13 protein-coding genes are annotated in these 14265 nt (G+C 74.4%); 5 read left to right on the top strand and 8 right to left on the bottom strand.

Annotated elements, in window-relative coordinates; genetic code table 11:
* Window positions 1-286: 286 nt before the first annotated feature.
* Together LZ604_RS03595 and LZ604_RS03590 are read right to left on the bottom strand one after the other, a co-directional pair.
* Complete coding sequence (locus tag LZ604_RS03595) at window positions 287-1294, bottom strand: endonuclease/exonuclease/phosphatase family protein (RefSeq protein ID WP_372482083.1); 1008 nt, start codon at window positions 1292-1294, stop codon at window positions 287-289.
* Between the two features lie 143 nt (window positions 1295-1437).
* Window positions 1438-1878: a DUF7144 family membrane protein gene (locus LZ604_RS03590; RefSeq protein ID WP_234512534.1), complete on the bottom strand. Its 441-nt coding sequence runs from the start codon at window positions 1876-1878 to the stop codon at window positions 1438-1440.
* Between the two features lie 315 nt (window positions 1879-2193).
* Between LZ604_RS03590 and LZ604_RS03585 the strand changes: the two genes are divergently transcribed.
* Window positions 2194-3534, top strand: coding sequence for an aminotransferase-like domain-containing protein (locus LZ604_RS03585; protein WP_234512636.1), 1341 nt, complete (start codon window positions 2194-2196; stop codon window positions 3532-3534).
* On the opposite strand, the gene LZ604_RS03580 is transcribed toward LZ604_RS03585, so the two are convergent.
* Together LZ604_RS03580 and LZ604_RS03575 are read right to left on the bottom strand one after the other, a co-directional pair.
* Window positions 3449-4348, bottom strand: coding sequence for a hypothetical protein (locus LZ604_RS03580; RefSeq protein ID WP_234512532.1), 900 nt, complete (start codon window positions 4346-4348; stop codon window positions 3449-3451). The two genes, LZ604_RS03585 and LZ604_RS03580, sit on opposite strands and share 86 nt — an antisense overlap.
* A 517-nt stretch (window positions 4349-4865) precedes the next feature.
* Window positions 4866-5336, bottom strand: a complete 471-nt coding sequence (locus tag LZ604_RS03575) for a hypothetical protein (protein WP_234512529.1) — start codon at window positions 5334-5336, stop codon at window positions 4866-4868.
* A 103-nt stretch (window positions 5337-5439) separates the two neighbouring features.
* On the opposite strand from LZ604_RS03575, the gene LZ604_RS03570 reads away from it, so the two are divergent.
* From LZ604_RS03570 to LZ604_RS03560, 3 genes are all read left to right on the top strand, one after another.
* Complete coding sequence (locus tag LZ604_RS03570; RefSeq protein WP_234512527.1) at window positions 5440-6075, top strand: NAD(P)-dependent oxidoreductase; 636 nt, start codon at window positions 5440-5442, stop codon at window positions 6073-6075.
* 153 nt (window positions 6076-6228) lie between these two features.
* The gene (locus tag LZ604_RS03565; RefSeq protein WP_308283558.1) at window positions 6229-7347 is read left to right on the top strand and encodes a PP2C family protein-serine/threonine phosphatase; all 1119 of its coding nucleotides are present in this window, start codon (window positions 6229-6231) and stop codon (window positions 7345-7347) included.
* Window positions 7348-7472: 125 nt separating this feature from the next.
* Window positions 7473-8819, top strand: a complete 1347-nt coding sequence (locus LZ604_RS03560; protein WP_234512525.1) for a serine/threonine-protein kinase — start codon at window positions 7473-7475, stop codon at window positions 8817-8819.
* 66 nt (window positions 8820-8885) lie between these two features.
* Here the strand turns inward: LZ604_RS03560 and LZ604_RS03555 are convergent, their stop codons facing one another.
* Together LZ604_RS03555 and LZ604_RS03550 are read right to left on the bottom strand one after the other, a co-directional pair.
* The gene (locus LZ604_RS03555) at window positions 8886-10127 is read right to left on the bottom strand and encodes an amidohydrolase (protein WP_234512523.1); all 1242 of its coding nucleotides are present in this window, start codon (window positions 10125-10127) and stop codon (window positions 8886-8888) included.
* A gap of 37 nt (window positions 10128-10164) precedes the next feature.
* Window positions 10165-10365, bottom strand: a complete 201-nt coding sequence (locus tag LZ604_RS03550) for a hypothetical protein (protein ID WP_234512645.1) — start codon at window positions 10363-10365, stop codon at window positions 10165-10167.
* A gap of 150 nt (window positions 10366-10515) precedes the next feature.
* Here LZ604_RS03550 and LZ604_RS03545 point away from each other — a divergent pair, with 150 nt between their 5' ends.
* A complete protein-coding gene (locus LZ604_RS03545; RefSeq protein WP_234512633.1) occupies window positions 10516-11859 on the top strand; it encodes a helix-turn-helix domain-containing protein in 1344 nt (447 codons plus the stop codon).
* 118 nt (window positions 11860-11977) lie between these two features.
* On the opposite strand, the gene LZ604_RS03540 is transcribed toward LZ604_RS03545, so the two are convergent.
* Window positions 11978-13822: an alkyl/aryl-sulfatase gene (locus LZ604_RS03540; protein ID WP_234512520.1), complete on the bottom strand. Its 1845-nt coding sequence runs from the start codon at window positions 13820-13822 to the stop codon at window positions 11978-11980.
* Between the two features lie 109 nt (window positions 13823-13931).
* Window positions 13932-14210: an MDR/zinc-dependent alcohol dehydrogenase-like family protein gene (locus tag LZ604_RS03535; RefSeq protein ID WP_234512517.1), complete on the bottom strand. Its 279-nt coding sequence runs from the start codon at window positions 14208-14210 to the stop codon at window positions 13932-13934.
* Window positions 14211-14265: the final 55 nt, after the last annotated feature.

The raw sequence follows: 14265 nt of genomic DNA, 5'->3' as shown, positions 1-14265 counted from the left end.
ATCCACCGTTGTCAATACCGCGATCTCGCCGTTACCCGCCCGGCGCCCGGCCCCCGGAACCATGATCTCCTCCGGTATCCCTCCTTGCGCCCCAAACGCCGTACACCCGGGCCCGGTTCACCGACCAGTTCACCCGTCTGCCCCGCTCTCGCGCGTCCATACGCCTGGCCTTACGCCGGCATCAAGGGATGCTATAGGGAGAGTATAGGAAGGGTAAAGTGGCCGGGGTGGGGGTGGTGTGCGGCGCGGGGAGGGGCGCCCACGGGGCCCGGGGCGGCCCCGGTTCCTAGGTGTGCCGGTGGAGGGTGACGTCGAGGACCAGGGCCCGGTGGTCGGTGTCCGCGAGGGCGAGAAAGTGCGCGGAGCGCGCGGAGAAGTCCCGGGAGAGCAGGACGTGGTCGATCTGGGCGCCGACCAGCGGTGCGGTCCGCGCGGGCCAGGAAGGCGTACGGGCCTCGTCGGCGAGGCGGGCGCCGTCGCGCAGGCCGGTGGCGAGGATGCGGCGGAAGGCGGCGTGGTCCTGGGAGGCGTTGAAGTCCCCCGCGAGGATCGTGGGGGCGTCGCCGCCGTCCGCCGCATAGGCACGCAACTCGCCCAGTTCGCGGCGCCAGACGGAGAGCTGCCCGGGCAGCGGGGGCATGGGGTGGGCGAGTTGGAGGCGCACGCGGTGGCCGTGGACGTCGGCGACCGCGCCGGGCATCCCCATGGTGCCGGGCACGCCGGGGGCGACCGTCAGCGGGAACCGGCTGAGGATGACCGATCCGTCGGAGCCGGCGCCGTCGACGGCCCGGCGGTAGGGATAGCGGCCGTCCGTGCCGCCGAAGGCGCGCTCCAGGAGGGCGGAGCAGCGGTACTCGCACTCCTCCACGAACACCACGTCGGGATGCTCCCGTCGGATGGCCGGCACCAGGGAGGCGGTGCCGCGCCCGAACTCCACATTGGAGGTGAGCACCCGGAACCCGGCGAGCGCGGCGCCGGTGGGCTGTCCGCCGCCGCCGTAGGGCTCCGTGAGCCAGGCGAGGGCGGCGAGTACGGCAACGCCCCAGACCAGTCCGGTGCGCCAGCGGACGAGCAGGGCTAGGAGGAGGGCGAGCGCGGCGGGGGCGAGCAGCCAGGGCAGGAAGGCGAGCAGTTGGGGCACCGGAGTGACGGCGTCGGTGTCCGCGGCACGGCAGCCGACGACGACACTGACCCCGGCGAGCAGCACCCCGGCACACCAGGTGCCGGCGGCCCGCCTGCGGGGCCGGCGCCCGGTGCGGTCCGGCCCGGTCGACTCCACGGTCGCAGTCTCCACGGACCGGCCGCCTTCCCCTCGATGGGCTGGATGCCGGAATCCTCCCGCAAGGGCGGGGGCGAGGGGGAGGAATCCGCCGGATTACCCGCTCGGCGCCCGTGCGGGACGGGTGGAGCCGGAGCAGCCGTCACAGGGTCTCGCGGTTACCTCCGGGAGGGCCCCGGAGTCTGTTCCGTGCGGCTCGCCGTGACCAGGGACCAGATCACGAAGGCCCCGATCGCGATGGCGATGAACGACCAGACCGGGGCGTACGGCAGGAACATGAAGTACTCGACCATGTACAGGGCCGCCAGGCCCACGCCGACCGCGCGCGCCCAGTCCCTGCCCTGGAGCACACCCCAGCCCGTGACCGCGACGAGAGCACCGATGACCACGTGGATCCAGCCCCAGGCGGTGAGGCTGAACCCGTACACATAGTTGCCGACACGGGCGTAGACGTCGTTCGTGGCGATGCCCGCGATGCCGTTCAGCACGCCCAGGATGCCGCTGACCAGCATCAGGACACCGGCGAACGCCGTGCCGCCGGTGGCCCAGGCCGTGTGCTTCGGGTGTGGGGTGGTGGTGCCGCGTGCGTGCTGGACCATGGGGGGTCGCCTCCTCGGGACCTCGGGGCTTCACCCGCAGGTTCGCCCCGGCGGCGGGGGTGCGCAGGGTGGTCTAGGCCGAACGGGTGGCGGCGTCCCTTTTCGCGATGACCCGCCGGGTACGGGGAACCCGGTGCGCCACGGGGCCCGCCTCGTGCAGCCGGGGGACCGTGGACCGGGACGGGTGGCAGCGGGCCGCAGCCGCCGTCGGGGCCCCGGTCGTCGCAGGCGGGGAGCGGGTGGTCAGGGGGCCCTGGGCCGTCAACTACACGGCGCAATAAGGTCATTGCCCTCAGTGCAATCGCAGGGGGGATGGTGGAGGACTACCGGAGCATCGCCGACCGGATCGCCGCGGACATCACCGCGGGCCGGCTGAAGCAGGGCCAACGGCTGCCGCCGCAACGGCTGTTCGCACGGCGCCGCGGCATCGCGGCGTCCACGGCGGGGCGGGTGTACGGCGAACTCGCGCGGCGTGGGCTCGTGGTGGGCGAGGTCGGGCGGGGAACCTTCGTACGGGCCTCCCCGTTGCCGCCGGGCCGGGCGCTCGCCGAACCGGTGACGCGGGCGCCCGTCGGCCCGGACGTCGACCACCCGCCCGCGCCGGGTCAGTCGGAGCTGCTGGCGGCCGGGATCGCGCCGCTGCTGCGGCCCGACGTCCTCACGGAGGCGACCCGCACGGCCCCGGCCGCGGGCACGCCCGCCGCCCGCCAGGCCGCCGCGGGGCTCCTGGCCACGGCCGGCTGGCACCCGGCCCCGGACCGGCTGCTGTTCGCGGGCGACGCACGTCAGGCCGTCGCGGGAGCCCTCGCCGCCCTGGTACGGCCCGGGGGCCGCGTCGGGGTGGAGCGGCTGACGTATCCGCTGGTCAAGGAGGTCGCGGCGCGTCTGGGTATCGTCCTGGTGCCGCTCGCCACGGACGAGCAGGGCCTGCGCCCGGACGCCCTGGCGGCCGCGCACCGCTCCACTCCCCTGTCCGCGGTCTATGTGCAGCCGACGCTGCATCATCCGACATCGATGACCACGGGGCAGGAACGCAGACGCCGACTGGCCGCCACCGCGAACGCGCTGCGACTGCCGGTCGTCGAGGACCGCATCTGGGCGTTCCTGTGCGGGGCGGAGGGCGGTGTGCCGCTCGCCGCATACGCGCCGGAACGCACCTACGTCGTGGACGGACTGTCCAAGCGGGTCGCTCCGGGGCTCACCGTCGGGTTCCTCGTGGTGCCCGAGGGGCACGGCGAGGAGGCGGCCGGAGCACTGCGGTCGGGCGGGTGGACGGCGGGGCGGTTCGCGCTGGAGGCGGCGGTCCGGTGGATCGAGGACGGCGTCGTGGCGCGGCTGGTGGAGGCCAAGCGGGCGGACGCGGCGGCGCGGCAGCGGCTGGTCGCCGAGCACCTCGGCGGCCTCGGCGTACGGTCCGATCCCCGGGCGTACTTCGCCTGGTGGCGGCTGCCCCGGCCCTGGCGTGCGGAGGCGTTCGCGGCGGCCGCGGCCGAGCGGGGCATCGCGGTGACACCGGGGCCCGTCTTCGCGGCCGGTGGGCCGGGGGCGGAGGGCGCCGCCGCGCACTGCGTCAGGCTCGGACTTGCGTCGGCTCCTCTGCCGGAACTGGCGCGGGCGCTGCGGACGCTCGCCGACGTCGCACGTACAGGCCCGTGAGCCAGGCGCCCAGGGCGACCGCGAGGCCGACGCCCATCAACACCCAGGAGACCAGGCGAAGCGTTTCGGTGAGGGCGTCGTAGACCGCTCCGGCCGCCGGATGCGAGACGCCCGGCGGGAGGTCCGCCAGCGTCATCCGGCGGCCCACCGCGATAGCCACGGCCAGCAGCGCGGCGCCCAGGGCGGTGCCGAGGCCGGTGGCGAGGACGGCCCGGCGGCGCGAGACGGAGACGAGGATGCCGGTCAGGGCGAAGCAGGCCGAGGCGACTGGAAGCCAGAAACCGGCGACTTCGAGCACGTGGAACCCCTTCCGGAGCTTCGTCAGGTCCTTGGACTGCAGCAGGGTGATCTCCGTGTGGGCCACCGGGATGCGGCCCGCGAACGGCACGTGGTCATCGGCGAGTTGCCGCTTCATGCGCTCGGTGGCGGGGGCGAGGTCGAGGATCACGGGGCTGTCGTCGTCCTCGCGCAGGGCGCGCATCACGGCGTCGTGGGCGCTGAGGTTCGCGGTGTCCCAGGCGCTGCGGAAGGCCTCGGTGGCGGTGAACGAGCGGACCGCCTCGTGGACGAAGGCCTGTACGGATCCCTCCAGGGGCGGGCCGACGTGCACTTCGCGCATGATGCCGTCGGTGACGGCGCTGGCGATGGCGTCCTGCACCTGGGCGTCGGAGGCGAGCGGGGCGGTGGTGGCGGCGTAGCGGGCGCTGTCCTGGATGCCGTACTTCGCCCACATGGCGAGCGCGCCGAGCGGTACGAGCAGGCACGCGAGCCCGACCAGCACGGCGGAGAGAAGGCTCCGGACACGTTGGGACACGCCACCAGCGAACCGTGCCTCCGCGCACTGCGCGAGCGATATGCCTGCAAATGGGTGGATATGACAAGCCGATGGGTGAGCGGTGGGGGCGGGGCGTCGTCCGGGCCGGGCGCTCTCCGGTGGAGCGTTCGCCCGAACGGGTGTTACCTGGTGGAGAGGGAGAGGAACGGACGGCCTTCGATGGGGAGAAGTCTGTGGGTCGGCCCGCCGTGTCCTCTCCCGTTTCCAGGGCTCCTCGACCGGCGCCCGGGACCGGATCGGATCGACGGCCCGGGTGGCGGGTGAGTGAGGGAGACGCACGAGGCCCCGGCGCCCAGCGAGCGTGGGCCATCACACCGGGGTCTCGTGCGCCGAACGCCGAACGCCGAACGCCGACCGCCGAACGCCGAACGCGGACAGCCGTGCGGGCCACCGACCACCGCGCGAGCTGCCGACCACCGTGCGAGCTGCCGTCAACCGCGCGAGTTCCCGTCAACCGCGCCAACCAGCGCCTGCCGGAGGCGCGGCTCGCCGGAGGTCAGGCGATTCTGCGGCCCGCCGCGTCCTCGTGCGTGTAGTAGCGGTAGAAGTTGAACGCGAACACGGCCACGGCGACCGCGAGTGCGAGGCCGGTCGAGAGCAGCACGGTCTCGCCCGTCTGGCTGTACAGGAAGCCGAACGCGATGCCCGCGAACACCGCCCACAGCAGCGCGTGCATCTCGCGCCGCAGCCGGGGAGCCACGGTGAACAGCCCCATGCACACCGCCGCGAACACGATCGCGCTCACGAAGCCGAACAGAAGGTTCCAGCCGGTGATGGGACCGGCGTCACGGCGGATGGCGGCGGCCCAGTAGCCGTAGAGGAGCCCGAGGGCGACGGGCACCGCCAGCCTCCCCACCGCGTGTGTGCGCCGGTCGAAGAGGTCGGGCGGGCGGTACCGCATGACCGGCCCGCCGGATGGGGTGGCAGGCGTGCGCGGAGTCCCTGACGCGGGTGTCGCGTGAACCATGGGAGCACTCCTCTCTCCTCGCCCCGTACTCCAGGGCACACCGGGCCAGGGCGGGCGGCAAGTCGGGATGCGTGGGTTCCCGCACCGTGTTTCGCTGGGGCTCATGAGGATCGTGCTGTTCGGCGCCACGGGCATGGTGGGCAGCCGGATCGCAGCGGAGGCGACGCAGCGCGGCCACCGGGTCACGGCAGTGAGCCGCTCCGGCCAGTCGCCCGTGCCGGGGGTGACCGCCGCCGCGGCGGATGCCTCCGATCCCGTGAAGGCGGCCTCGCTGTCGGCCGGGGCGGACGTGGTGGCCAGCGCGTGCGCACCGCCGCGGGACGGCTCGGATCCCGAGGAACCGTTCCTCTCCCTGAACCGCGCCCTCGTGCAGGGGGTAAGGGATGCCAAGGTGCGACGGCTCGTCGTGGTGGGCGGCGCGGGCAGCCTGGAGGTCGCCCCCGGCGAGGAACTCTGCGACCGGCCCGGCTTCCCCGAGGCGGTCCGGCCCGAGGCGCTCGCCCACCGCTCGGCCCTGGAGTACTTCCGCACCGTCGACGACGTGGACTGGACGTATATCTCGCCCCCCGCCGAGATCGCGCCCGGCGAGCGCACCGGCCATTACCGGGTGGGCGGTGACCAGCTGCTCACCGACGCGTACGGCGCCAGCCGGATCAGCGCCGAGGACTACGCGGTCGCGTTCGTCGACGAACTGGAGCGGGGCGCCCATGTGCGCGCCCGCATGTCGGTCGCGTACTGAAGGACGAGGCGGAAGGGCGGTGCGGTGCCCACCAGGCGACCATCCCACGACGGGGCGCCCGCTCCCGAAGCCATCGGTCCCGGCGGCCCCGGCGGCCCTGTGGAGTTTCTCCGGGAGCGGCTTCCGCAGCCCACGGGGGCCGATGCCCTGAGCGTGCGGTCGCAGCTGCTGCGCGTGCGCGGGCGCAGTGTCGCCTGGATACCGCCGCTGGTGCTGCTCCTCGGCGTCGTCGCCTTCGACTGGGCCACCAGCGGCAATTTCCGGACGATCTCCTGGGTCGTGCTGGTGCCCGGTGTCGCGGCCGCGATCTGCGGGCTGCGGGGCACGGTCGCCGTCGCGGTACTCGCCGTCCTCACCTACAAGCTGGAGGACAACGGCTGGCCGCACCAGTTCCAGAGCGGTTTGCCCGACTTCATCCTCGTCGTCCTGGGCGGCCTGATGGCCGTGCTGGCCTGTGCGGTGCGGCTGCGCGGGGAGCGGCGCATGCTGCACATGCAGGACATCGCCGAGGCCACCCGGCGCACGGTGCTGCGCCCGCTGCCGGCCGGCTGGGGCGGCCTCGACCACGCGGCGGTGTACCTCGCCGCCGACAGCGTGGCCCGTGTCGGCGGCGACTTCTACGACATCCAGCCGGGCCCCCGGGGCACCCGCGTCCTGATCGGTGACGTCCAGGGCAAGGGGCTCGGCGCGGTCGCGGCCGCGTCGGCGCTGCTCGGCACCTTCCGCGAGGCGGCCTACCACGAGCCGTGTCTCGGCAAGGTCGCCGACCGGCTGGAGACCGGGATGCGGCGGCACGTCCGCTACGGCGCGGCCATCGGCCGGGACGAGAGCGATCGCTTCGCGACCGCCCTGCTGATCGGCTTCCCGCCGGCCGACCCCGGGCACATGGAGTACATCAACTTCGGGCACGAGCCGCCGCTGGTGGTCAGGCCCGGCGAGGTACGGCGGCTGCCGCCCGGCGGGCGCTTGCCGCTGGGTCTCGGCGACCTCGCCGCCTCCGGCCACCAGGGCCCGCTGCGTGTACCGCTCGCCCCCGGCGAGACGCTGCTGCTGGTCACGGACGGGGTGTCGGAGGCGCGGGACACCAACGGGCGCTTCTTCCCGCTGGGCGACCGGGTGGCGCGTGCGGTGGCCGAGGACCCCCGTGCCGCCGAGCCCGGCCGTCTGGTGCGCCTCGTCCGCGATGGCACGCTGCGCCACTGCGGGGGCCGCCTCGCCGACGACACGACGATCTTCGCGGTACGACGACCGCATCCGCCCGGCGGCCGGTGAGCCGCCGCCTCACCCCCCTGCCGCACAACACGGGCCGGGCAACCGGCGTTTGTCCGTCCTTCGTCGCAGCTTTGCAGGCGCAGCGGTTACCGTGCTGCCGTACGTGATCGATCGGGGAGGGAACGATGCCCGGAACCGTGCTGTTGCTCGCGGCCTCGCCGGCGGGCCGGGGGTGCCTGGTGGACGCGGCCTCCGTGCTCCCGGTGCTCGCGGCCGTCGCACCCCCGGTGCTGTCCGGCACGGACACGGCCAACGTGGTCGAACTCGCCGACCCGCTGGAGCCGCAGGCGGTCCTCACCCGGCTGCGGGCCGCCGCGGCCGCGCCCGGCCCGCTGACGGTCTTCCTCACCGGACAGCTCCAGCTCGACCGCCGCGAGCGGCTGCCCCACCTGGCGCTGGCCCGTACCACCCCGGCGACCGTGCGCTACACCGGCTTCCCCTGGCACTGGATCCGCGAGGAGCTGCGTCTGCGGCCGCCCGGCGCGACGACGGTGTTCGCGGATCTGCACGCCGATGCCGAGACCTGGCAGCAGTTGCGCACCCGGCCCCTGGACTGCGGTCCGTCCGTTCTCCTCTACGGCCGTGTCGCCCCGCCGCCCCCGCGCCGTGCGCTGGCGGTTCCCGCGTACATGAAGACCGTGGCGACGATCCTGCGCAGCGGCCACCGCCCGGACCCCGAGACCCTCCACCACCAGGCCCTCGCCCGGGCGCTCGCCGAGACGGGCGCACCGACGGACGCGGCGGGAGACGTCATCCTGGCACCGGCCGTCAACTCCTCGCTGCCTCATCGGCCTTGGCGCACCCCTCCCGCCGGGTACGTCCCGGCCGGCGCCCACGCCGCGCACCCCGCGCCCCCCGGCCACACCGCCGACGTCCCTCGGAGCACCGGAGTCCCGCCCGTCCCCGCGCCGCCGCAGCCTGCGGGTGTGCCCCAGCCCGCCGGTGTGCCGCAGGCCGCCGGTGTGCCGCAGGCCCCCCAGCCCGTCGTCGTGCTCCCGCCCGCCCGAGGGCCCCGGGCCGCCGTCCCGTCGTCGCCCCCGGACCCGCACGCCGCGCTCACGGCCGCCGTGCAGGAGGGCAGGCACGCGGAGGCCGATGCGCTCGCCGCGGGGTGGGAGCAGGCCGCGCTGCGGGAGCACGGTGCCGGTTCCCCGGAGGTACTGCACTGGATGGAGGTCCGGGCAGATCTCGCGATGCTCGCGGGCGACCCCGGCCGCAGCTGTGAGACCTGGCTGGCGGTCGCCGCCGCCCGCCTCGCCGCCGGGCAGGCCCCCGGGGACCCGGCGGTGGAGGCGGCCGCCGACCGTGCCCACCACCAGTGGGGCCGCATGACGGACAGGGCCCGGGCGCGCGAACTGGGCCCGGGCCTCGCCCGGTTGCGGGAACGGGTCCCGGGGAGCCGCGAGGGCGCCCTGAACCACGTGTACACGCACCTCCGCCGTCTTCAGGGCGGGCTTCAGACCCAGCCGTGACGGGGCGGGGACACGCCCTCGTGGGGCGTCGGTGCGTGCGGACCAGACAGGGTCCACACGACTGGGTCACGCCAGGGACAAGTGGGCCACCGCCCCCGTCACCAGCGCCCGGATGCCGGGGACGAGTGTGGACAGGTCGGGTGCGAAGCGGGGGCTGTGGTTGCTCGGGACCTCCGCGAACTTCTCCATGAGGTCCGCGCCCGGTGCCGCCTCCCAGACGTCGGCAGGGGTGCTCGTGACGAACCAGTAGGCGTACGGTGTCCCGTCCGCCGCGAGGTGCGGGAAGTCCTCGCTGCCCATCGCCGGGCCCGGGTCGAAGACCGTGGCGGCACCGAACACCTCCTCGTGCGCGGTGGCCACGCGACGGTGGGCGGCGGCGTCGTTGACCGTGACCGGGAAGTCCGCGCCGACGGTCACCTCCGGTTCGCGCGGGCAGCCCGCGGCCAGGCACTCGCCCGCCGCGATCCGCCGAACCGCTGCGATCATCCGGTCGCGCACGTCGGCCGACTGTGTGCGCAGGTTCAGCGCGATGTGCGCCGTCGACGGGATGATGTTGTGCCGGGTGCCCGCCTCGATCCGGCCCACCGTCAGCACCGCGGAGTCGCGCGGCGCGATCTCCCGGCCGACGACGGTCTGCAGCCGGGTGACGAGGTACGCGGCCGTCACCACGGGGTCCACGGTCGACTCCGGGCGCGAGCCGTGGCCGCCCCGGCCGTGCACGACGATGTCCACGTCCGTCGAGGCCGACAGGATCAGCCCCGGGCGGTGCGCGTAGAGCCCGGCCGGGCCCGGTGCCGCGTGCTGGGCGAGCAGGACGCCGGGGCGCGGGAAGCGCTCGTACAGCCCGTCCGCGACCATCGCCCGCGCGCCCTCGCCGGTCTCCTCGGCGGGCTGGCCCACCACCAGCAGCGTGCCCGACCATGTGTCGCGCCCGGCGGCCAGCGCACCCGCCGCGCCCGCCAGCCAGGTGACGTGCAGATCGTGCCCGCAGGCGTGCATCACGCCCGGCACCTCGGAGGCGTACGGCAGGCCCGTCTCCTCGGCGACCGGCAGGGCGTCCAGGTCGGCGCGGAGCAGGACGGTGGGCCCGTCGCCGTTGCGCAGCACCCCGACGACACCGGTGCCGCCGACGCCCTCGGTGGTCTCGTACCCGGCCGTGCGCAGCCGCTCCGCGAGCCTTCCCGCGGTCCGGTGCTCGCCCAGGGACAGCTCCGGGTGGCGGTGCAGGTCCCGGTAGCAGTCCTCCAGGTCGGCCACGGGCAGGTCGGCGGTGAGGTCCAGCGCGGTGCGGGCGGCGGGAGAGGTCACGGGGCCAGGGTATGGGGCGCGCCGCCGGGCGACCCGGCTATCGGGTGGACCCGTCCCGCGCGGAGAGGTCCTGAGGGGAGACGCCGTGGACGTGCCGGACCGGCTCCGGCTGGGCGGCCCGCGCAGGGCCCGCGTTGGCCGCGGTGACCAGGGCGGCCACGGCGACGACGGCTGCGCCGAATCCTCTGACGTAACGCGCGGATATGCGTCCATGGAGCACGGAAGGGCGTCCGGGCACGGCAACCGACCTCGCAATTACAGCGACGTATTAAGCACGTTTAACGTGGTTCCCAACCTAGGGGCTCGGCGGGCACGACGGAAGCCCCCCTTGTTGACGAAAAGTCAGAAACCGGCCTCCTCAACTGTGCTTACTGGCATGATTGATCGCATGGTGAAGCGGGACGACCCGGAGACCATCGGGCGCAGGGTGCAGCAGCTCCGGCGCGAACGGGGACTGACCCAGCGGCAGTTGGCCGAACCCGCTTACACGCCCGCCTACATCTCCACCCTGGAGGCCGGCCGGGTCCGCCCCTCCGACGAGGCGCTGCGGCACATCGCCGAGCGGCTCGGCATCGCGTACGAGGAACTGGTGACCGGCCGTCCGGCCCATCTCGCCACCGCGCTGCGGCTCCGGCTGACCGACGCCCAGCGCACCCTCGCCACGGGGGAGGCCGAGGTCGCGGCCGACCAGTACGGCGCGCTGCTGGCCGAGGCGGAGGCCCACGCGCTGGAGGCCGAGCAGGCCGCCGCGCTGCTCGGGCTCGGCGAGTGCGCCCTGGAGCTGGGCGACCTCGCGACGGGCCGGCAGTACTTCGAGCGGGCCGAGAGGTGCCTGGCCGACGCCCCGCTGCCAAGCCGGGCCCCGGCGCTGCGCGGGCGCGCCGTCTCCCACTACCTCGCGGGTGAACTCCGCTACGCCTGCTATCTGCTGGAGTCCACCCTCGACGAGCTGAACCGCTCCGGACTGCACGATCCGGACGCTCTGCTGCTGCTCTACGCGAGCGCCATCGGCCCGTACATGGACATGGGCGCCCAGGTGAGGGCGGCCCAGGCGGCCGAGTACGCGCTGGCACTCGCGCCCCAGGTGCGGGATCCCGCGCTGGTGGCCCGTATGCACCGCTCGGTCGCCCGCACGCTCCTCGCGGAGGGACGCGTCGCCGAGGCGGACACCAACCTCGCCAAGGCGGCCGAGCTGTACCGGCAGTTGCAGATCCGCACCGAGCTGGCCAAATGCCACTGGATGCGCGGCTATCTCCACGCCCAGAACGGCGAACTGAGGCGAGCGGAGGACGAGTTGCGCGAGGCGCTCGCCACCCTCGCCGAGAAGCGGGCCGCCCTCTACAGCAGCCAGGTCGCGGTGGAGCTCGCGGACGTGCTGCACCGGCGCGGGAAGTCCGAGGAGGCCGCGGAGCTGCTGCACGGCGTCCTCGGCGACATCGGCCCCGAGCGGGGCGCGGTGCACTCGGCGGCCGCGCACCGCCTCCTCGGCATCATCGCCGAGGACGCCAGGGATACGGAGACCGCGGAGGAGCACTACGTCAGGGCGCTCAGCCTGCTGGAGCGGGCGGGCGCGGCGGGTGACCTGGCGGACCTGTGCCGGCTGCTGGGCGATCTGCTGCGGCGCACCGGCCGGATGGAGGCGGCCCTGGACGCCTACCGCACGGGCCTCGGCCACCGCACCGCCCCGGGCACCACGACCCTGGGCCCGGCTCCGGCACAGCCGCCGCTCTGACCCCGCCCACCGGGACAGGCCGTTGGGCGCAAACTGCATACGCCCCGATCGACTGATCGTCAGACCGGCTGTCCCGGTGGCGTGCGGCCGCCGACCGGCGGCGACGGTCCGCCCCCTCTCACGGCGTGACGATCGCGAAGTCCTTCTCCGGCCGCGTCACATACGAGAACAGCCGTTTCAGCAGGTCCCGGTCGCCGTCCGTTTCGATGCCCGCGAGTCCGCTGCCCGCCAGCAGACCCAGCAGTTCGGGACGGGTCAGGGTGAGGGTCAGGCCCGCGTGCGGCTTCGGTGTGCGGTGCAGCGGCAGGCTGCGGTGCGTGAGCGCGCCGTGTTCCAGATTGATGCGGTGCCGGCACTGCTCGTCGATCACGACCAGGTCGATGACCAGGCGTGGCTCCTGCGCCGCGCGGGGCCCGTCGATGCGGACCGCGATGGCGTCGAGCAGCATGCTCACGGTGAGCGCCGATGTCATTCCGGCGGTGTCGCCGATGACGGCGGAGCCGCCCGTCCCCTCGCGCAGTTCCAGCGCGCCGGTCAGGTAGATGTTGCGCCAGGGCCCGTTCTCGGCGCCGTGCCCGAGCCGCTCGTACACACCCGCCAGCGCCTCCTTCGCCTGCTCGTCGTCCGGGTCGGCGAAGACGAGGTGGTTGAGGAGCGTCGCGGCGAAGCGCAGGTCACCGGCGTCGGCGTAGCGGCGGGCCGCCGCGAGCATCGCCTCCGGGCCGCCCGCCACCTCCACGTACCGCCTGGCGAGGGCGGCCGGCGGATGCTCCCACAGGTGCGCGGGGTTGCCGTCGTACCAGCCCAGGTACCGCTGGTAGACGCCCTTGACGTTGTGGTTCAGGGACCCGTAGTAGCCGCGCGCGTGCCAGGCGCCCTCCAGCGCGGGCGGCAGCCGCAGCTCCTCCGCGATCTCCGCGCCCGTCAGACCGTCGTTCAGCAGCCGCAGGGTCTGGTCGTGCAGATACGCGTACAGATCCCGCTGCTCGGCCAGCAGCCGGACCACGTTCTCGTGCCCCCAGGTCGGCCAGTGGTGCGAGGCGAAGGCCACGTCGTAGGCGTCACCGAAGAGGTCGATGGCCTCGTCGAGGTAGCGGGACCACGCACGGGCGTCGCGGACGGGGGCGCCGCGCAGGGTCAGGATGTTGTGCAGGGTGTGCGTGACGTTCTCGGCCAGGCACAGGGCGCGCCGCTCGGGGAAGAGGAAGTTCATCTCGGCCGGCGCCTCGGTGCCCGGGGTCGGCTGGAACAGGATCGGCACGCCGTCGACGGTCTCCCGCTGCCCGGTGTGCGTGATGTCGAGGGTCGGCGGGACGAGGGTGACCGTACCGGTGGACAGGGTCGTGCCGAGACCCGTTCCGATGTGCGCGTCGGGCGCCTTCGGCAGCCGGGTGCCGTGCATGAACGCGGCGCGGCGGGACATCGCGGGCCCCGCGTGCACGTTCTCGCTGACCGCGTGTTCCAGGAACCCGGCGGGCGCCAGCACCGGCACCCCGGCCTCCGCCTCGCGCGGCAGCACACCCCGGGCGCCCCCGAAGTGGTCGACGTGGGAGTGGGTGTAGACGAGCCCGGTGACGGGCCGCTCCCCGCGGTGGCTCCGGTACAGGGCGAGGGCCGCCGCGGCGCACTCGGCGGAGACGAGCGGATCGACGACTACGACGCCCCTCGTACCCTCGACGAGCGTCATATTGGCCAGACCGAGTCCACGCACCTGGTACACGCCCTCGGTCACCTCGTACAGCCCCTGCCGCGCGCACAGCTGCGACTGACGCCACAGGCTCGGGTGCGCGGTGCCCGGACAGTCCCCGTCGAGGAACCCGTACGCGTCCCCGTCCCACACCACCCGCCCGTCCCCGTCCGTCACCACCGCGGGGACGAGAGCGGCGACGAACCCGCGGTCGGCGTTCTCGAAGTCGGTCAGGTCCTCGAAGGGCGGCAGTCCGTCACGGGGCGCGGCGTCCATGGAGCCAGCTTCGGGGCGCGCGGTGCCGGAGGCCAGCGGTGGGGGCCGTTCGAGGCTGCGGATCCTCACCCGCGACCCGTTCGCCACCCCGCCGCCCTGCGGTGTGCGGTCAGGGAATGTCGCCGGACCAGTCGAAGCGGCGCTGGTCGCCGGGGCGCGGGTCGTACACGGCCCGGCCGCCGGCGCCGAACCGGCCCAGCTCGGTGGGGAGGGCGACCCCGGTGCCGATCTCGTCCCGGGTCCAGCCGGTGATGTCGAGGAGCAGGCCGTCCAGCGGTCCGCCGACCAGTTCGGCGTAGCGGCGTCCCGGGCGTGGGCCCGGGTCGGGATCGTCGTGGTCGCGGCCGTAGATCCGGCCGCGCAGCAGTTGCTCGTCATCACGGTCCATCCGTCCAGCCTCTCAGCCGCCACCGACAGCGCGGGCTCGCCCGGAGTGGTCGTGG

This window comes from Streptomyces glomeratus (genome assembly GCF_021462825.1).
GTDB classification, from domain to species: Bacteria; Actinomycetota; Actinomycetes; order Streptomycetales; family Streptomycetaceae; genus Streptomyces; species Streptomyces glomeratus.
This window is presented reverse-complemented; position numbering and strand designations above follow the sequence as displayed.